The sequence below is a fragment of the Maribacter sp. MAR_2009_72 genome (genome assembly GCF_007827235.1).
Lineage (GTDB): Bacteria > Bacteroidota > Bacteroidia > Flavobacteriales > Flavobacteriaceae > Maribacter > Maribacter sedimenticola.
In genome coordinates this window covers 3,726,481-3,746,250 of sequence record NZ_VISB01000001.1, presented here as the reverse complement: position 1 = coordinate 3,746,250, position 19,770 = coordinate 3,726,481, and the positions used below count along the sequence as shown (strand labels likewise).

15 protein-coding genes are annotated in these 19,770 nt (G+C 40.7%); 5 read left to right on the top strand and 10 right to left on the bottom strand.

Going from position 1 to position 19,770, the window contains the following annotated elements; translation table 11 throughout:
* Positions 1-67 precede the first annotated feature (67 nt).
* From JM81_RS15725 to JM81_RS15715, 3 genes are all read right to left on the bottom strand, one after another.
* A complete protein-coding gene (locus JM81_RS15725) occupies positions 68-1,825 on the bottom strand; it encodes a RagB/SusD family nutrient uptake outer membrane protein (RefSeq protein ID WP_144804793.1) in 1,758 nt (585 codons plus the stop codon).
* A gap of 12 nt (positions 1,826-1,837) precedes the next feature.
* Positions 1,838-4,810: a SusC/RagA family TonB-linked outer membrane protein gene (locus tag JM81_RS15720; RefSeq protein WP_144804791.1), complete on the bottom strand. Its 2,973-nt coding sequence runs from the start codon at positions 4,808-4,810 to the stop codon at positions 1,838-1,840.
* A gap of 295 nt (positions 4,811-5,105) precedes the next feature.
* The gene (locus tag JM81_RS15715; protein WP_144804789.1) at positions 5,106-6,887 is read right to left on the bottom strand and encodes an alkaline phosphatase; all 1,782 of its coding nucleotides are present in this window, start codon (positions 6,885-6,887) and stop codon (positions 5,106-5,108) included.
* Positions 6,888-7,084: 197 nt separating this feature from the next.
* Between JM81_RS15715 and JM81_RS15710 the strand changes: the two genes are divergently transcribed.
* Positions 7,085-7,360 (top strand): hypothetical protein, encoded by a 276-nt coding sequence (locus JM81_RS15710; RefSeq protein ID WP_144804787.1) that lies wholly within the window; start codon positions 7,085-7,087, stop codon positions 7,358-7,360.
* A gap of 250 nt (positions 7,361-7,610) precedes the next feature.
* Here the strand turns inward: JM81_RS15710 and JM81_RS15705 are convergent, their stop codons facing one another.
* From JM81_RS15705 to JM81_RS15690, 4 genes are read right to left on the bottom strand one after another with little or no spacing between them, the layout of a single operon-like run.
* Positions 7,611-8,405: a hypothetical protein gene (locus JM81_RS15705; RefSeq protein WP_144804785.1), complete on the bottom strand. Its 795-nt coding sequence runs from the start codon at positions 8,403-8,405 to the stop codon at positions 7,611-7,613.
* A 9-nt stretch (positions 8,406-8,414) separates the two neighbouring features.
* Positions 8,415-9,038: a response regulator gene (locus tag JM81_RS15700; protein WP_144804783.1), complete on the bottom strand. Its 624-nt coding sequence runs from the start codon at positions 9,036-9,038 to the stop codon at positions 8,415-8,417.
* A complete protein-coding gene (locus JM81_RS15695) occupies positions 9,035-10,885 on the bottom strand; it encodes a sensor histidine kinase (RefSeq protein ID WP_144804781.1) in 1,851 nt (616 codons plus the stop codon). The genes JM81_RS15700 and JM81_RS15695 overlap by 4 nt, the downstream gene beginning before the upstream one ends.
* Positions 10,885-11,619: a hypothetical protein gene (locus tag JM81_RS15690; protein ID WP_144804779.1), complete on the bottom strand. Its 735-nt coding sequence runs from the start codon at positions 11,617-11,619 to the stop codon at positions 10,885-10,887. The genes JM81_RS15695 and JM81_RS15690 overlap by 1 nt, the downstream gene beginning before the upstream one ends.
* A gap of 260 nt (positions 11,620-11,879) precedes the next feature.
* On the opposite strand from JM81_RS15690, the gene JM81_RS18475 reads away from it, so the two are divergent.
* From JM81_RS18475 to JM81_RS15675, 4 genes are all read left to right on the top strand, one after another.
* Positions 11,880-12,056, top strand: a complete 177-nt coding sequence (locus JM81_RS18475) for a hypothetical protein (RefSeq protein ID WP_186435591.1) — start codon at positions 11,880-11,882, stop codon at positions 12,054-12,056.
* Positions 12,057-12,320: 264 nt separating this feature from the next.
* Positions 12,321-12,536 carry a hypothetical protein gene (locus JM81_RS15685; RefSeq protein ID WP_144804777.1) on the top strand — a complete coding sequence of 72 codons (216 nt, stop codon included), beginning with the start codon at positions 12,321-12,323 and terminating at the stop codon, positions 12,534-12,536.
* A 203-nt stretch (positions 12,537-12,739) separates the two neighbouring features.
* Positions 12,740-13,396: a hypothetical protein gene (locus tag JM81_RS15680; RefSeq protein ID WP_089259520.1), complete on the top strand. Its 657-nt coding sequence runs from the start codon at positions 12,740-12,742 to the stop codon at positions 13,394-13,396.
* Positions 13,397-13,500: 104 nt separating this feature from the next.
* Positions 13,501-14,469 carry a hypothetical protein gene (locus tag JM81_RS15675; RefSeq protein ID WP_144804775.1) on the top strand — a complete coding sequence of 323 codons (969 nt, stop codon included), beginning with the start codon at positions 13,501-13,503 and terminating at the stop codon, positions 14,467-14,469.
* A 42-nt stretch (positions 14,470-14,511) separates the two neighbouring features.
* On the opposite strand, the gene JM81_RS15670 is transcribed toward JM81_RS15675, so the two are convergent.
* The 3 genes from JM81_RS15670 to wecB form a co-directional block, all read right to left on the bottom strand.
* A complete protein-coding gene (locus JM81_RS15670; RefSeq protein WP_144804773.1) occupies positions 14,512-16,116 on the bottom strand; it encodes a hypothetical protein in 1,605 nt (534 codons plus the stop codon).
* Between the two features lie 48 nt (positions 16,117-16,164).
* Positions 16,165-18,537, bottom strand: a complete 2,373-nt coding sequence (locus tag JM81_RS15665) for a GumC family protein (RefSeq protein WP_144804771.1) — start codon at positions 18,535-18,537, stop codon at positions 16,165-16,167.
* A 134-nt stretch (positions 18,538-18,671) separates the two neighbouring features.
* Positions 18,672-19,769, bottom strand: coding sequence for a non-hydrolyzing UDP-N-acetylglucosamine 2-epimerase (wecB, locus tag JM81_RS15660; RefSeq protein ID WP_144804769.1), 1,098 nt, complete (start codon positions 19,767-19,769; stop codon positions 18,672-18,674).
* Between the last annotated feature and the right edge of the window lies 1 nt (position 19,770).

Sequence of the window (19,770 nt, the reverse complement as noted above, 5' to 3'; positions counted from 1 at the left end):
TTTTTCATTAAAACAAAATACGACAAGCATTGACTGCTTGCCGTATTCATTATTTATACTCTACTTTTTAATACCCTGGATTCTGTACCAGGAAGCCTTCTATACCAGAAGCCCCATCAACAGCACTCTGTGGAATTGGGAACAATCTGTGGTTAGGGTCGGCATCCGTTTTGTCCGTCCAGGTATCCTCATAGGTTCCAAAACGAATTTGGTCCGTCCTTCTAAAACCTTCCCAATACAGTTCAAACCCACGTTCACGATATAACACCTCCAAATCTATGGCCGTTAAAGCCGCAGGCGTCTGTGCAGGGCGGGCGGTCCTTGATGTCCTTACCGTATTTACATCTGCCAAGGCACCGGCATTATCGCCGTTTCTTAACTTGGCCTCAGCGCGCATTAAATAAATTTCCGCCAATCGCATTAAAACGATATCCACACTACTGTTACTGTTACCATTGGGAGAAGTACGGCTAAATTGATATTTGGACGGTCTGTAACCCGTATTGTGCAGCGAACCTTCGTTGCTAAAGTCAATTTCCAAGGTATGGTCCACATAGCCCACATCCCTGGCCGGACTATTGCCCTTGGTCTGCCTTACCGGTAAAATCTTTATGGTACCGTCATCACAGGTAAGGAACTGCCCTTCCTCATCCTTTCTAGGACCCCATTGAATGCCTCTTAAAATTCCCCGGTCCATTTCAAATGCCACATCCTCAACACAGAAGTAGCTGTTCTCGGTTTCCGTTTCCAATAGCGGTTCACGCCCGGCCAAATCTGCCAACTGTGCTTCCGGAACTATGGTATTTCGTTGATAGAAACGGGCATCGGCCTCTGCAGGATCTACATCGCCATAGGCATCGACCCAAGTCTGGTAAAAATCCGAGGTAATTGCCGGTCCGTCCGTACCATCTGCCCTGGGGTGTTCCGGTCTTGGGAACATGGCCCCCGCAATTGGCCAGTACGCCCATCGCATATGCTCCCTTTCCAAAACGCCACGCTGGTCAAGGGCAAAAATCAATTCAGGATTGGTGTGGTTGTCATCATTGAACAGTTCAAAATATTCTTCGGACAAGGAGAAATTACCCGAATTGATGATATTATCGGTATAGGTAATTACCCGATCCATATCTTCCTGTGTAAAATTAGGGGTGCCTGCCGGATCACGGTATACCGCTGCATTCAGGTTCAATCGTGCCAAAAGTCCCCATACGGCCGCTTGGGTCATTCTGCCCGGACCTTTATCGGTATTGATCACATCCACGACCGAAAGCAATTCGCCCTCAATATAGTCAATGGCTTCCTGTGAACGTAACACCACGGATAACTCCTCTGCAGATTCCTTTTGAAGCACAAGGCCCCAACCATCTAACAACAACATATTCAGGTACGCCCTTAAGGCCTTCATTTCATACAAGGCATCAGCCGCCACGGTATCCCCTTCCTCCGCAAGCGGGGTCAATACCTCAATGGCGGACAAGGTCCTTGATATATTCTTGGTAAGCTCGTTCCACCCACTGGCCACCAAGTCATTGGTAGGGGTCATATTATGGCTGTGCGCCGCTAGGAACTTTCCACCATCAAACCAATCCGAACCACCACGGTAGGGCAATATGGCCTCATCCGATGGAATAAGGGTCAATCCGTAATAATTGGTATGCCTCCAGGTCCAGGATACTTGGCCGTAAGCAGGGGCTATTGCTCCACTTATGACCTCTGCCTGGGCACCGGTAAGGGTTTCGTCCAACAATTCTTCTTCTAGATCCGTACAGTTCCAATTCAATAATGAAGTAAGGAACAAGGATGTTATAATAAGTTTATTTTTCATTTTATAGCTTTTTTAAAAGGATACATTAACACCGAACAATAGGGTTCTGGAGGATGGATAGGTATATCTGTCGATACCGAAGGTCTGCACACCATCTATCTGTGCGCCCGTGTTCACTTCCGGATTATACCCGGAGTAGTCCGTGATCAAGAATAAATTTTGACCGGTCAGCGTAAAACGTATGGTATTGACATAATCATCCAAGCCTATACGCTCCCCTTTTAGGTTATAGCCCAAAGTGGCATTGTTCAGTCTCAAGAAACTACCGTCTTCCAAGTAACGTGTAGAGACCTCATTGGAATTGCTGTTGTCCTCGTTGGGATACTGCACGGCAAAATCCGTTGTGTTCAGGTTCCTGCTCAATTGCCCCCTAGAGAACGAGGACATGGCGGTATGGTTATAGATCTTGTTTCCGGATACCCCGTTGAAATTAAGGCCCAGATCCAAATTTTTATAGTCAAACTTTATATAGAAGGCATAAAGCATGTCCGGTAAGGCACTGCCCGCGGCAATACGGTCATCATCCAGTATCTCCCCGTCACCATTGGTATCCCTATATTGGTTGAGGCCGTCATCGCCAATACCCAGGAACTCCTTCATATAAAACGTACCTACGGCTTCCCCGTTCAAGTACCCGTTTATGGTTGCACCCGTTTGGCCCGCACCTTGTGCAGCACCCGTGGTGATAATGGCAAAAGGAGAATCCGTTACCTCATTTTTTATAAAGGAAATATTACCGCCAACATTCATAGAAAAATCCTCGCTGAACACACTTCTATAATCCAAAGCGACTTCCAACCCGTTATTATGGATTTCCAGATTGTCCAAGTTGGTCCATATTTTCTCCGTAGGTTGAATAGGGTCTACCCTATTGGCGAACATAACCACATCCGTAGTTACTTTATTAAAATAGTCTACGGTACCCGTTAACCTATTGTTGAACAGTCCAAAATCTACTCCAATATTGGTCTGTGTGGCCACTTCCCATTTAAGATTAGGGTTGGCGGTACGTGCGGGTACGGTTCCAAACGGATAACCGTCCAAGGTTACGGCACCATCATCCAAGGGGTACGTGTCGTTGTCCGCCTTGCTGTCCACGTAGCTGGCCAAGGAAACTTTGTTATCTATACCTTCCTGGTTTCCGGTCTGTCCCCAACTGGCACGCAGCTTAAGATTATTGACTACGGTGCTTTCCGACAAAAAGCTTTCCTTGCTTATGTTCCAACCCAATGCAACGGAAGGAAAATATCCGTATTTATTGTTGGCACCAAATTTTGAAGACCCGTCCGCCCTCATGGTAGCGGTCAATAAATATTTGTCCTTATACCCATAGTTTAACCTACCAAAGAAGGATTGCAGCTCATTCTTTTCCCCTAAGGAAAACAAATTGGTAGGATACTCCTGACTACTTATTTGATCCTGGTACCTAGGGTCGATATCATTGTCCGCAAAACTTTCCAGTTCAAATCTTTTTTGCTGAACGAATACCTCTTGGTACGAGTGGCCCGCCAATAAGGTAGCACTATGGTCGCCCTTTTCAAAAGTATAGGTAAGGGTATTGTCCACAATGGTATTCTGGTTGGTGGTGATCCAGGTATTTAAATACCCTTGGTTTAAATCTTCCAATAATGCATAGGGCGCCATTTGCTGATCACGGTTGGTAGATGAATAATCTACCCCAAGGTTAAGTTTATAGGTAAGCCCTTCCACAATTTCAAAGGATGGGGAAATATTGGCCAAAATCCTATTGCTGTTGGTTTCATCTTCATACAACTGGCTACGGATGATCGGGTTTAGACGGTTGTCGTCCAGTACCACGGTAGGCTCACCGTTGGTATATACCGGCAAGGTCGGGTTCAGTTCCAACATATCCGTAACGATCGCACCAGCATCCGGTCTATTGTTCAAGGTTCTTGACGCCGTAAGGTTAAAGGCAACGTTAAGCCTGCCGTCCAATGCCTTTTGGTTCATGTTCAAGCGCCCGGAATACCTTTTTAGGGAGCTGTTCTCAAAAATACCTTGTTGGTCATCTACCCCTACCGAAGCAAAATAGGTAGCATTGGCATTGCCCCCGCTCATGGAAAAGTTGACATTTTTTGTGATGCCGGTCTTGGTCAATTCATCTTGCCAATCCGTATTGGCACCACCGTCCAGTAATGTACCGCCAACGGCCGGCACCTGTCTCCTGAATTCATCTGCGGAAAATACATCTATTTCATTGGCCAAGGTAGAGAACGCCGTAGAAACGGAAGCATTCATTTCCGTTTTGCCACTGGCCCCTTTCTTTGTAGTGATCACGATTACACCATTGGCAGCTCGCGCACCATAAATTGCAGCGGCAGAAGCATCCTTCAATACATCCATGGAAGCAATATCCTGTGGATTGATAAAGTTTAGCGGATTGGATGCGGTACCGGTGGATGTATTATCGATCACGAAACCATCAATGACGAACAAGGGCGATGTACCTGACCTAAAACTACCAATACCACGAATTACGATATTCTGTGATGACCCCGGCTCACCGCTGACCGATGTAACGTTGACACCGGCAATCTTACCTTGCAAGAGCTGTCCAGGGTTGGCCACTACCCCCTTATTGAAATTTTCACTCTTTACGGATGATATGGATCCCGTTACGTCCGAACGTTTTTGGGTACCATAACCTACTACCACTACATCATCCAATTGAGTAGCATCTTCCTTTAAGGAAACATTGATGACGTTACGGCCATCTACGGCAACCTCTTGTGTAGAATACCCTAAATAGGAAAACAAGAGTACATCATTGGCCCCGGCGCCAATGGTATAATTGCCATCAAAATCTGTTGTAGTACCCGTACCGGTACCTTTAACCTGAACGGTGGAACCTGGCAAGGGTTGCCCGAACTCATCTGTTACCACACCTGTAATATTGTCTTGCGCCCATACCATGGTCGCAAAGCCCAATACCCACAAATGCATTAAAAACTTTAATTTTTTCATACAGTTTGGTTTAAAAAAAATTGTTTAAATGTTAAATTAAAATATGTGTTGGTTTACAACATCCCCTATTTTAGGGTGGCATTTTCAAGCAGCAAAAATAGGCTTGGTGCCATGATATGTTATTAACTTAAAATGACCCTTACTTTAGGAAATTGTATAACAAGATAGCCAATATTATTAAAATGTTAAATATACACTTACAATAATGTAGATGATATAAATAAACCTTTGTAAAAGCCAAATTGAATTTACTATGAAACGTGAAGTTTTAAAGTGGAACCAGTTAAGCTTCGCACTATAGACCCAGTACTTTTAATATCTTGTGAAACACCTCATTGTTGGCATAAACGCCCTGAAATTCGTGCGACATGGGGCCATAGGCAAAAATAGGAACCATCGTTGCGGTATGGTCATGGGTGGTAAAATCAGCTTCGACCTCATGCCTGTCCATATTACCCTGAGGAATGGTCAATCCGCCTGTTTCATGGTCGGCAGTAATGATGACCAGGGTGTTCTTGTCCTTATCCGCAAACTTTATGGCCTCGGTAATTGCCTTATCAAACGAAATACTCTCGGCAATAACTCCGCCAATGTCATTAACATGTCCATAACTATCAATCTTAGCCCCCTCTGCCAATAAAAAGAAAGGGGTGTTCTTGTGCTGTAGAAAGGCAATGCCATTCTTTGTAGCCGTTGCCAATTTTTCCACATGTTGGGGCAAAGGAGAATTCGCTGAATAATCCATCCACGCACCCACCTTATCATAAGTGCTACCACCAAGAGCCTCAATGGTATTTATCATTTGAAAACCCGACGTTTCGATAGCCTTCACCTCATTTGATCTTTGTGCGATAAACAGGTGCAACTTACTCTCCTTTAAATCTTCCGCCAAACCTTCCTCCATATCACGATCGGTGCGGTGGCCATAAAATGAGGAGGGAGTGGCACCGGTAATGCCATCGGTAGAAATTACTCCGGTAGCAAAGCCCTTATCAACAAGAATTTCAGTGAGGTTAGGTATAGGGTTTCCATCCTTGTCCGTTCCTATGGCCCTATTGTTCGTTTTTTGGCCCGTGGCGATAGCCGTTCCCGCAGCGGCAGAATCCGTAGTAAAATCATCTGCGGAGCGGGTCGTCAAAAAACCTATTTGCTTTAGCTGGGTCAGGGTCAAAGCTCCCCCATTGGCCAAAGTAGCCGAGGATATTTGGGTAAGTCCGTTACCATCACCTATTAAAAGAATGACATTTTTTGGCGCCTTATCAATGGCATCGGTAGAATACGACGGTGTGTATACCTCGGAAAATACCGTATTACGCGCTACCCTATTGTTAAGAGTACGTACATAGGACACACATTCATAGGGCATATCCGTATTAATGACATCTACCCCTAGGTCCGTAAAGGCTTTCCAAGCGGTCTTTGAATCTGGGGTTGCCCAAAACCTGAACGGTTTGTTCATTGCGTGCGCCTTGGCGATGACCCCGCTCACCTTGTTCAGGTCCGCTGCCGTTAAACGCCCCTTACCGTTCCATTCCGAAAACTGCCTGAAACTTAAACTGACCATAGCTATTTTTTCCATAACCGCAGCATTGGTAACAGGAACCGTACTCTGATAATCGAACAAAATAAATTCAGGATAGTCCACATACGTTGCCAAAGGAGGCCTATTTCCGGAAACGACCAAAGTAATATGTTCATGGTCCGTAATCATAGGATAGTTCCGTAAGCTGTTCATCAAAGCATTTAAGGTAGGTACGGCATCGGTCTTTATATCGATTAAAACCTGTAAAGTCCGATCAGCGAGCATACCCCTTTCTACCATTTCCTTAAGCGGTTGTAGATACAAACGTTCCAATGTGGCGTTCGCGGTCACTTCACCCAACTCATGGGCTACCATAAGGACACCTTCAACTAAAAATACATCTACTTCCAAGGATTGTACATCTGCCGCAAAAGCTCTGTAAAAAGGAAGTGGCTGTTTATAATCATTATGGGAATGTACTTTAGGGTTTTGGGCAATAACAGTAAAGCACCCGATAAAAATAAAACCGATAGCAAGTAAAACTTTTATTCTCATAACTTATAATTTCTGTTAGCCGATGATTAATATATGGCCGTAAACCTAAGTGTTAAATACAAAAAGACCAATAAAAAATGTAAAAATTACACTCTATTAACTTCCTTTCTACTACCTCTTCAATTTTAGTATAAAACCCCAATAAAATATTTATCAACAAATTTTTTGGTTAATATCTATTGTTAAAATTTCAACTGATGAATATCTTTTTTATTTACTTTTGGAAACGACCAATACCGACCATGACCGAAAATATAAAATTAATGTTCAGTAAAATGAACGATGAAACAAGACAGGAAGCATTAGAATGCCTCATGACGGAGTTTCATCAGGAAAGTACCAAGAAAATCCAAAAAAATTGGATTATTGGCGGTCGTATTCCTGAAGAACATCAGCCAAGGATCGTACAAATCTTTCAAAACCTGTTACGCGTTCAAATATTAAATACGAACGAAATAAAGGTAAATCTATAACACCTCCTTTTTTTAATTTACCGGCAAAGCCTTTTTTCCTGTACAAGTTATCTTTTAAAAAAATAACCGACACAATAAGAACAATGCATCGGTTACTCAACTTACTCAAACTAATTCAAACTCATTGCAAATATGCGTTCATTTATTAGTTTGTAGTTTAAGTGAATGTGAAGGAAACTTTAAGTTCCCTGTTTTGGATTAATTTTCTTACTTCCTCCCAAAAATGTACCCATCTTATCTTGCCAAAGGATTATTCTGGTAATGCCTTTATCAGGAAGTTAGCGATATTACGTTGGTTACTTTTATATAGCTCCAGGTAATTGTCCCAATTTTCTTTCTTGGCATTGATCTCCCTAATATGAATACGGACATTTTTAAGCACCTTCATTTTAGGAATTACTTGATAATTAATAGGGGAAATGGTAGCACTGCTGGGAATACTGGCTTCATTCAATACAATAGGATTCAAATAAAATTCCTGGGGACGGTCCTGACCATCAAAATAAAAAAAAGCAATTTCCAATACATAATTGACCCTATTCTTACTTGAGCTCAATTTGGCCCAGGAGTAGTTAAGCTCATAAGCTTTTAGGCCTAAATAGTGATAACCCTCCACATTTTCTACCGCACCCAAATCAAACTTAAATTGTGTAAGCAAAATTTGTTTACCGGATGCATCCTTACCTGTTTGCTCAAAAACAAGGACACTCTTGGGGTCCAATGCATTAAAACGGCCGCTTGGGTCAAAAAAGCTAAACTCCCCAAAATACTCCTTATTAAAATTATCCGGATTATAAAATAATTTGCTTGCGCCATCAACCAATAACGGAATTAAATTGGTGGCCAATTGAGCAAAGCCAAAGGAAAGGGCATTTTGGTCATTTAAATCCTCACGGACAAATTCCAAGCTATGGGCAATATCATGGAATTCCTGTTTTGAGACACTATTTCCTTTCACCGTATAAAAGTTTTCCTGTGCGTTGGAAACCATTGAAAGTAAGAATACAATACTAAAGAAATACTTTACAATACAAACTTTAAACATATACTGAAATTAGAATTTATACTTCTTTTCCACGGCATACCGCAACAGTTCCCCTTTGCCCTTTAGGCCTAAAATACGGGCCATATTCTTCCTATGCGTATCTACGGTGTGCGTGCCTATAAACAACTCTTCACTGATTTCACGTGATGTTTTACCTTGGCCTATAAGTTTTAGGATTTCTTTCTGCCTTACCGTCAATACCCCTTTGCCCGATTTTGCCGATGTACTTTTTGGGTCCGTAACATTAATATTAGGGTCATAATAGTGTTGTCCGCCGGCCACGGTCAAAATAGCTTTTAACACTTCTTTTAACGCCGTATTCTTTAAAATATAACCGTTGGCACCGGCATCTATCATTTGTGCAACCGCATCATCTTGATCAAACATGGTAAACGCCAAAATTTTGATATGGGGAAATTCCTTTTTAATGATGGCCGTAGCCTGTATACCATCCATTTTGGGCATACGAATATCGGTTATGACCACATTGGGCTGTTTTAAGCGCACCAAATCCAGTAATGCCTCACCATCGTTTACGGCACCTACAATACTAATGTCCTCTTCATATTTAAGTAAGAGTTCCAAACCGTCAATAAGGGCTTGGTGGTCTTCTGCAATAGCCAATCTGATCATATGGGTATGTCTAAAATGATTACGGTTCCTTTTCCTATTTCCGATTCTATGTTCATGGAACCATGCAAATAATGTATACGCTTATCTATACTTTTTAATCCAATACCATTACCATAGTTAGCCGTTTTATCCAACGGCATTCCTTTACCGTTATCCTCTGCCAAAATATTCAAGGTATCGCCATGGTTGGTAATATGGATATTCATTTCAGTAGCTTCCGCATGTTTGATTACATTGGTCATCAATTCTTGAACGATACGGAACAGCGTGAGCTCCATACTGTTTTCCAGGCGGGTGTCCAACCCATGATCATGCACCAAGATACCGATACCACTGGCCACGGAAACTTTTTCCGCCATTTGCTTTACGGCCGGCAATAACCCTTGTTTGGCTATTAATCCCGAATTTTTGGCGTGGGCAATAGCTCTAATTTTACCGTAGGCCTCATCAATCAATGTTTCTGTTTTGGCAAATGTCTCCTTATTACCTTGTTTGTCCGACGCTTCAAGTGAATTAAACTGCAATTTTACCGCCGCCATTAAGCTACCCAGATCGTCATGAAGCTCATTGGCTACCCGTTGGCGCTCTTTTTCTTGACCTTCTATCATGGCATCTATGGTAGCAAGCTCTTGCTCCTTTAGGATATTGGATACTTTTTGCTGCCCAAGTGTTTTTTCTTGCTCTGCCAACAGTTGTTTTCGTATGGCATTCTTATTTACCAATACGCCAATGACAGTACCTAAGACCAGCAACATGCCCAGAAATATGGTCCAATTTCTAATTTTGGCATTGGAAGTCTCCAATTCCAACTTATCCAGTTTTAATTTATCGGTCTGGTTTTGTACGGTTAAAATGGAGGACTCCAAGGTATTGTTCTTATAGCCCAGCTCATACTCAATATCTACCGATTTTCGTAAGTAGTGATAGGCAGAGTCATAGTTGCCTTCTTTTTGGAAGATTGCCGAGGCTAGACGGTCGTTATAGAAATTTTCCCTTAGTTTTTTAGAGTGCCTTCTTGCCATCGCAAGATATCTTTTTGCGACCTTTATATTTTGATTTTGAAAGTTTACCGAAGATAATTGCCATGCATTTTTGAATTTATAATCATTTAATAAATTGTGATGAAAGGCCATACTGTCCGACTTTATAAAAAAATCCTCTGCTTTATCATATTCTTCTTCCAGCTTATAATATATTCCTTTTTCATAATAAAAATCAGTATAAAAACGATTATTGGAAAACCCATTGAATATAGAATCTAATTTTTCATAATATGTATAGTATTGTGCATCTAGGGCACTTAAATCCTCTTCCGTCTTAGATAGGAAAATTAACCTATAGAACAACAATAGTACCTCATCTACATTATCTTCCTTTAGCTCAGTCAAACGTTCCAAATAGGGTTGATACTGTTTACTGCCAATAAAGATTTCACCGGCAAATAAATCTAGCATACCAAAAAGTGCTGCCTTAATAAAATAATTTTTCTTAGTTTTTTCTGCCAACTTCAAAGCATTTAAAAAGTTTTTATATGCTTCTAAATTATTCTGTTTTACTGCATAGTTGTTTTGATATCCCGCAATTAAGTACTTGATAAAACTGACGGATTCATTATCCGCTTGTTCAATACCGATAACAAAATCTGAGGAGACCGATTTTGTTGCCATTAAATCTGTAAGAATATTTAAATGCCTTTCTAGTACAGCATTTTCCATTTTAGTAGAAATGGAACGTGCTGTTTCAAAATCCTTATTTTTTGCGGCAACAAAGAATGCCTCCAATTCTGGTGTTTTAGACCATAAGTTGTATCCGATTAGAAAAATAAAACAGAATAAAATTTTATTCATTAAAACACTACCTTATTAAAACTTTGCACACACCTTTTTCCAGGCATATTAAAAACTTGTTCGCCTTTATACTTTTGGTCAGAAATCACTTCTTTATCATAATCTTCCTTTCGTACCACATGCCTCCCATCTTTATAGAAAAATTCAAAATCAAAAGCTTTTCCATTATCGGGTAAAGCATCTAGCCTACCATCGTTCATCAAAATAGGTTTACCAGCAGCATCAAACCTAGGAAACATAGGATTTAAAATTCGCTTGGAATGGATGTACCCTCCATTTTCAAAATGCAGATTTTTTAGCTGTTCGTTATTTAGGGAATACGACACATTATCTGACATAGCTTTGGTGTAGATCAAAAAAGTCAATCCATCTTTCATTTTATTAGGTGCCACAACTACAGAATCTATACCAATAAAATAGGTGGGCTTGTAGTTCACAATTTCAAACTCCACACTTTTAAAGGTCTTATAATTTTCCCCTAAGGAGGAATCCCCAATTTCTATGGAAGCATAAATACCATAATTGGTCTGATAATTCTGTCCTGCCATAATCAGCTGCTTACGGTTATCGTTTAGATCCAAGGTAGAGCTGTAGGCTTCCATTGGGTTTCCGGCTATCTTTCGTACTACCATGAGTCCGTCACCCATAGTGTCCGTTTGTGCCGTTAGGAATAAAGGCGTTAAAAAGAATAGGGCAAGGGAACTGAGCAGGGTAACTTTTGTAATCGTTTTCATTAGTTTGGTTTTTATGGTTACTCATTCAAAAATGAAGATTTTTAGATGGTGATACCATACCTAATACAAGGTATATTATCCATTAATGTTAAAATCATCTATACTTGCTCCATTTCACTTTAAATATACCCATAACTGGGTATTGTTCTAAACGATACCTCCATATAGTTTTGATCGTATGAAAATTTATTGAGTTAGTTAGTTGTTAGTTAAATGCAATCCGCCCTTCCCACAAAAGGGCGGTTCATTAAAATGTGAACATGAACACAAAACAAAAAGAATTACAGTTTTTGGCAGCACTGGGAGAGCGAAAGATAAAATCCATTAAGACCGCCTATGAGCTGACCGAGGCCGAACTATTGGTAATAATACGTTTGCACCAACGCCATAATTCAATGACCACTAAAAATCTTACCCATCTATTAAGTGAATTTTAGACCAAGCCCTTCATGGACATTGCAATTCGTATTCGGGGGAAATTGAACTGCAGCGAAAATGAAGGGCTTGGTTTATTTGGTGTCAAATGGAAGGAATAAAATAAATACGTTCATCGAGAGGGTGTACTTTTTATTAACAATTAGCGTTAATAACTTTTATTATGCATTTCATCGAATAAATTGAACTTTTCATCGTTAATGGATATAGTTTAAATATTTTCGGAATGCGTTAAAAAAGCAACGAAATAATTTTATTACCGTTACATGAAGTCTATTTTTTCCAAAACCTTTTTCGTCCCCCTAGTCATCTTACTATCCATGTTATGTTTAACCTCTTGTGGTAAAGACTACGATCTTGTTTCTGAATACGTTGTGCGCAATGCCACTAGCAATGACCTTATACACGGGTCAGTAGAAAACGCCTCCTTTAACATGCATGTGGTCAACGATCCCTTGGAAGGCACCGTAAAAAAAAAATAGCCCGGCTTACCGCTACCCATGAGGTAGAAGAGCAACACTCCGTACCGAATACAACGTCACCTACACGTGTAAACGGTCTACCAACCGCGAAACTACTTTTCAGTTCCGGTTTTGAAGGTGTTCAACTTTCAGAAAATAAATACGACTACCAATATATAACGGGTACCGATACCGAGACCGGTTTTTCCTGGCCACCTACAATTTTGGGCTCTTCTGAAAAAGATAAGGAACCCAGTGGTATACATACGGTCAATGATGGTGGCGGTCCCGCTATAGACAATTATCTGGAAAAGGTAAAAGGACCGCACGGCAACGAAACCACCACGCTTTTTCAACGGGTAAACTATGATGTACAAGTTACGCAGACCCCATATCAAATCAACAATATAAAAGAGAACCCCAAAGAGCTTTATATCTGCTATTGGATGAAAACAGATGATATTTCCTTAGAAGGAAAAGATATTTGGCGTGCCATTTGGGAATACAAAACAAAAAACTATGCCTCTTATAAAGATGGTTTTAGAATGATCGCCTTTATGGCCACCGATATTAGAGGTACACCCTATTGGCAATTTCAAGGAGATATAGGACCACGCCAACCGGTATGGCGTATAGAAAATTATGATATTCCATTAATTACCGGAGAATGGTTCAAGGCAGAATATTATTTAAAATGGAGCGATGGCAACGACGGTTATGCCTCTATGAAAATCAACGGCCAGTTAATTGGAGAACATCATGGCCCAACAACCTCAAAATCCGATAATTTAGATTTTATTATGGTTACGCAGGTCTATGGAAATAATTACCCCATGTACCAATGGGTAGATGATATTGAAATCTGGGACGGGCAACCCTAAGCTAAGAGAACTAAAATGGTTGTAATACCCGGTAAAAATGACCGGTACAAACTATTTATGACAATGTTACGTATATGATATAGAAGCAATTAAGTGATACCCCAATGAAATCATTACAAAAATTAACCTACCTACCACTTATGATCCCCGTAATCCTATTGCTATTATGTGCATGTGGAAAGGACGATATTGGTTCAACATTCATTGTAGAGACCGAAACAGAAGCCGAAACAGAGACCGAAGTAGAAATTGATGTAGACCAAAGCGGCACGCCACCACCAACCGCTCCTGGACGTGAAGCAAATCTGCTCTTTAAATCCGGATTTGAAGGCGTAAGTTTGACCGAGACCATGTATGATTATCAATATATCGTAGGTAAGGACACCGAGACCGGCTATTATTGGCCACCAACAATTTTAGGATCTGCCAACGCCAGCGAGCCCAGTGGAATACACAACATCAATGATGACAATGGTGCCGCCATAGACAATGCCCTAGAGGTGGTTACCGGGCCAAACGGTAATGAGACGACCACTTTGTTCCAACGGGTGAATTATGATGTACAGGTAACCCAGGCGCCCTATCAAATAAACGATATTCAGGAAAACCCAGATGAATTATATATTGCCTATTGGATGAAGACCGATGCAAGTTCCGTACAAGGGATCGATAAATGGCGCGCCATTTGGGAATATAAGACAGCCAATTATGCTAGTTACTCCAATGGTTTTAGGATGATCGCATTCATGGCTACCGATATACGCGGCAACCCCTATTGGATGTTACAAGGTGATGTAAGTCCGCAAAACCCCATATGGCAAGTAAGAAACACGCAAATACCCTTGATCTTAGGCGAATGGTTTAAAGTAGAATACCATATAAAATGGAGCAATGGGGATGATGGTTATGCATCAATGAAAGTGAACGGCCAACTAATAGGCGAACACCATGGAGTTACCACCTATAACAATGACAATTTGGATTTTATTATGTTGACCCAAGTGTATGGAAGCAATTACCCCATGTACCAATGGGTAGATGATGTAGAGATCTGGGACGGTGTACCTGAGTAATCGCCTACGGATTGCTTTGCAACATCTTATCGATGAATATTCCTATCTGTAACGGTAGGCAGCATCAAAAACAAATTTACCGTTACATTCATGCAAATGGTGCAGACCCATTAAATTATGCTCAAAATCAGGCTCGATAACCTGTACCGTAGTTTCCTTATATTCCTCCAGCGTTAATTTTTCAATTTTATTGATATTCAACGCCCTACCATACACTCCATCCGTATTTCGTTGTGAAGGCCTATAGTACTCCCCTTCATGCATAAATATCGCCCCTCCATTTCTTGCTACACTAGCATCTATAAGAACCGGATTTTGTTGATGGGGAATTAGGGTATTGAGCTTAACGCCATCAACTTTATAGATAAACAGTTCACTATTCATGGGAGATGTCGGCGCAGCCTGTTTGTTTAAAAATAACCACTGCTGTTTATCCTGATCGGTATGGAAAAAAGCATCGCCCACTGCTTCCCCTTCAAAAGCGGTCGTATAGGGTTCCCATTGTAACGGAAAATCCACGGCCTTATATATTTCCAAAGTTTTGTTCTCGCTACCCTCGGGCATTAAGAATACCTCCCCATCTTGCTCGAATATAAAGGGAAAGGACAAATGGTATCCCGTATCCAGTATATTCACAATCTGGGTCAATTGATTATCTTTTAAAACACCACAGCTAATTTTTCCCTTTTTGGTGCTATAGGAATAATTTTCAAAAAATAGATAATCGGTTCCCTTATGGTGAAAAAGAAAGGGGTCTGCCCAAAATTCATTATCGGGCATGGGCAACGCCATTGCAGAGGACGTAATATCCTGGAAAAAACCCTCGTTACCTGTAAAGACCGTCCAACACTCATACCGCCTGCTTACAAGTTTTGCCATTGATTTTTCATACAGCTTGTTCACAAAACCGCCATAAAATTTCCCCATATACTTTAAGGTAGAAAATAACGTGGGGTAACTTGTGTTGGTCTTCACCGGCATGGAAAACTCCGTAAGTTGAAGGGTATTGTTCTTTAACCTATCTAGGCATTTAAACAGTAAGGACACGCTACCTTCAGAAACAATGGTAGCCGTTTCTGTCATTGACCAATGCCTATTAAAATGTGCTTGATCTACAATGGCATACGCTTGAAGGTTCGCTTTAAAATTGACCAATGTTGCCGTAACGACCGGTTTATTCTTTAGCACTTCCCAAAAACCAACGGGGCCATCATCCTCCAACGAACTTTCCTTGAACAATAGTTCCCAGAGCCCATATGATGAATTTTTTAGCAATGCATCTGAAACAGGAACGCTATCCAAATTCAATAGAAGGTCCATTGGTCCAAGTTCATCCGTTCCAAGTACACCAACTTTTAAATCGTTCAAAAACGGTAAAGAATTTGATGTATAATTTGCTTGGGGAGGGTTGAACAATAATCTATTTTCAATAGCGTACTGCGTTCTTAGCAATAAACCGGACACTCCACCAATCTTCTGAGCATGAGCATTGACGTTACCGGTATGGCCCAATCTCCAATTGAAGAATGGGCCATTGGCCAATAGTATTTCCGGTTGCATATCCGGGTCGTTGCAAATTCCTTCAATGACCCTATACTGCCAATTGCTAAGCTGATTTAAGCTATTGACAAGAATTGCTATTTTCATTGCATCGATTATAAGATGAGTAGCCTGTAAAGTACCACAAATTTAGGTTTACGCTTTTTTAAACCATTTTTTGGATTTCTCCGGCTGTTCCATCTCATATCCATATCCATACCCATAATTCAATTTACCGGCATGCACTTGTCCTACGGCATTCATTACGTAGACCATATTTTTGACTTTCTTGCTCTTGTTGAGCTCCTTTGAAAACTTCATTACATTTTTATCCGTTACCCCGGCACGTACGGCAAACAAGGTAATATCGGCATGTTTTGCAATCAATAGGGTGTCCGTCACCAACATGGTAGGGGCCGTATCCATAATGACATAATCATATTCTTTTCTGGCCTCGTCCAAGAACTGTTCAAAGTTCTTACCTGACAACAGTACCGGAACGTTAGAAGGTACCGCCCCGCTCAAAAATATTTTATGATCGGGATTTGCCTTAAAGCCCTCAAACGTATGGGGCTCAAAGTCCTTTATTTTACCGGCCAGGTAATCGGCAAGGCCTTGGCTATTCTTATCCAGACCCAAATAGGTATGCAAGGTTGGGTTTCTTAAGTCCCCACCCACCAATAAAACGCGTTTACCAATACTGGCATAGGCAAGGGACAGATTAAGTGCCAATAAGGTTTTACCTTCTCCCTTAACTGCGGAAGTCACAAAAATAACCTTACCGGTTTCATCTGTTTCTTCCGGCGATAACAAATGGGTAACATTGGCACCAAGTATCCTGAACGACTCCGCAAGAACGGACCGATCATTGACATCGATGAACTTTTTATCCTTTTCAAAAAATGGAATCTCCGCAACCACGGGAATTTCAGGATTTAACTGCTCAATCTCTGAACGGTCATGAATATTGTTATCCGTAGAAAAACGGATATAGAAGACCAGGAACGGCAATAAAAGCCCCAATAATATACTTACCGGGAATACCACGGTAGGTTTAGGCCATAAAGGATCCATATTCGTTAGACCGTATTCAATAACCTTAATGGTAGGTGCGGTAGACGCATAATCAATTGTGGCCTCTTCACGTTTTTGCAATAACAATAGGTATAAGTTCTCCTTGATGCTCTGCTGTCTTTCAATAGACCTTAGCATTCTTTCCGTTTCCGGTAATCGTGAAAATCGATACCCGGCAGAGTTCTTTTCTTGATTCGTTTTACGCAATGACAGCGCCAATTGGGCCTCATAATTGTTTACACTACTTAATATATTAAGTTTGCTCAACTCTAACTGCTTGGACAATTTAACCAAGGTAGGGTGGTTAGAACCAACCGATGTAATTAACTTTTGACGTTCCCTGGCCATATTGTTATAATTGGACACCATAGCGTTCAATCCGCTATTGGCAAGACCAATATCTGCAGGAAGTAGATTATATTCCGCTTCATTGGCTACCGTTTTCTTCAATAAATTGGACAATGAAACCTGAGTTTCTAGTTTAAGGGCTTCACTTTCCGCTTCTGTTTTACGCTGAAGATTTGCTCCGGCATCTGATTGAATGAACGATATATTCTGCTCTTGCTTTAAATTTTGCTTACCCGCTTCAATAGAATCAAGTTCTTGGGACAAGTAAACAAATCGTTTTTCAATTACCTCCAACGTCCTTCTGGATACCAATTGCCTATCCAAAATTCCGTCTTGGTTAAAATTGTTGATTATAGAGTTTAATACCTGTTCTGAACGTTGTTTACTCTCGCCCAGCAATGAAAGATTAAGGACCTCACTATTGGCTTCTGTAGTAATGGTCAGTTTTTTGGCCAATTTCAGGGTCGTTTTTCTCTTAGAGTCTATAATTACCTTGAACGAATCATTTCTGTAATTTTTTACATTGGTGATACTTTCTGCCAATTCAATTTTAAAGGGCAGATAATAAACAGAGGTATTGGCTTCGTTATAAGGAACATTGTATTGCGTACCTTCTTCATCCACAATATCAAAACCGGTTTCGGTCAACTTTACCTCATATTTTAAAGGTTCGTTGATCTTGTCCTCTGAGATGTTCTTTCTGACCGTAAATGGCGGCTCCCATATTTGCTTGTAGAGCAGATTGTTCAACTGCTGGTATTCAATATCCAAATGAAGCTCATCTACCACATTATGCAACAGACGGTACGACTGAATTACCTTAATCTGATTTTGTATATCCAATAACCTATTATTGGGGTTTGCACTAGCAATGGAAATGACATCCTTGACAACACTTGTTTTCATGGCGTCTTCCAAAATCTTGATTTTTGCCTCTGTCTTATAGATTACAGGAGCATATTTCATATACGCAAAGGCAATGGCACAAAACAATAGTACCATCCCCAAGAACCAAGGCCAAAAACGTACATATTTGGCAATTGCCTCTTTTATGTCATATGATTCCTTGTCCTCTTCAAAATCTAAGACGTATGTTTTTTCGTTCATAATTAAAGTCAATATTATTCAACAATACCTAACCCGTACACAACCAAACTAATTTTTGGTATGGTTTAGTATTTTTTTATCAAGTTTTAACCTAAAAAGCGTTACAATATTACAAATCACTAAGGTTTAAGAAATTATAATTCTTTGAAATCCAATATTATATCGACGATACGACCTGCTGTTTTACCGTCCCATAATTTTGGGATGCCACCCGTTTTCCATTCCCCTTTAAACAGTTTCTCCATAGCAGGTTGAATGGCCTTTGAATCGGTTCCTAAAAGTTCATTGGTGCCCTCTGTAATGGTTTCCGGTCTTTCGGTATTGTCACGAAGTGTCATACACGGAATACCCATTACCGTAGTTTCTTCCGTTATACCACCAGAATCCGTGATTACGGCCTTACTTCTTTCTACCAGGTAATTAAATTCCAGATAGCCCAAAGGTTCCACCATATGCAATCTTGGATGTGAAATTTTCAGGTTGTTCAATATTTTGGCCGTACGCGGATGAACGGGAAAAACCAATGGTACCTCTTTGCTATGTGCAATTATTTCATCCATCAACGATTTTATCTGTGCTTCTTGATCTACGTTTGCAGGTCTGTGCAAAGTCATGACCATATATTCCTTTTCCTTTAGACCTAATTGATCCCAAATATCTGGCTTGGCAAACCTTGACCGTTGCTTTAGCAATGTATCTATCATAGTATTGCCTACATAAAATATTTGCTCCTCCTTTACCCCGCTGTTACGTAAATTTTCATTTGCAATTTCAGAAGTGGTAAAGAAATAATTGGTAATGGCATCTGTAACCAACCTATTGATTTCCTCTGGCATTGTCCAATCATTTGATCGAATACCCCCCTCAACATGAGCTACCTTAATATGAAGCTTTTGCGCCACAATGGCACAGGCCATCGTAGAGGTAACATCGCCTACAACGATTACAAGATCAGCCGGGTTAGCGATCAACTCTTTTTCAAAACCGATCATGATACTAGCCGTCTGTTCGGATTGGGAACCACCACCAGCACCTAGGTTTACATCTGGATCGGGAATATTAAGCTGTTCAAAAAAATCACCGGACATTTTTTTATCGTAATGCTGGCCAGTATGTACTAGCCTATAGGAAATATCATTACCGTTGTCCTGAGCGTTTTGAATGGCATGGATAATTGGTGCAATTTTCATGAAATTTGGTCGAGCACCTGCAATAAGTGTAATTTTTCTCATA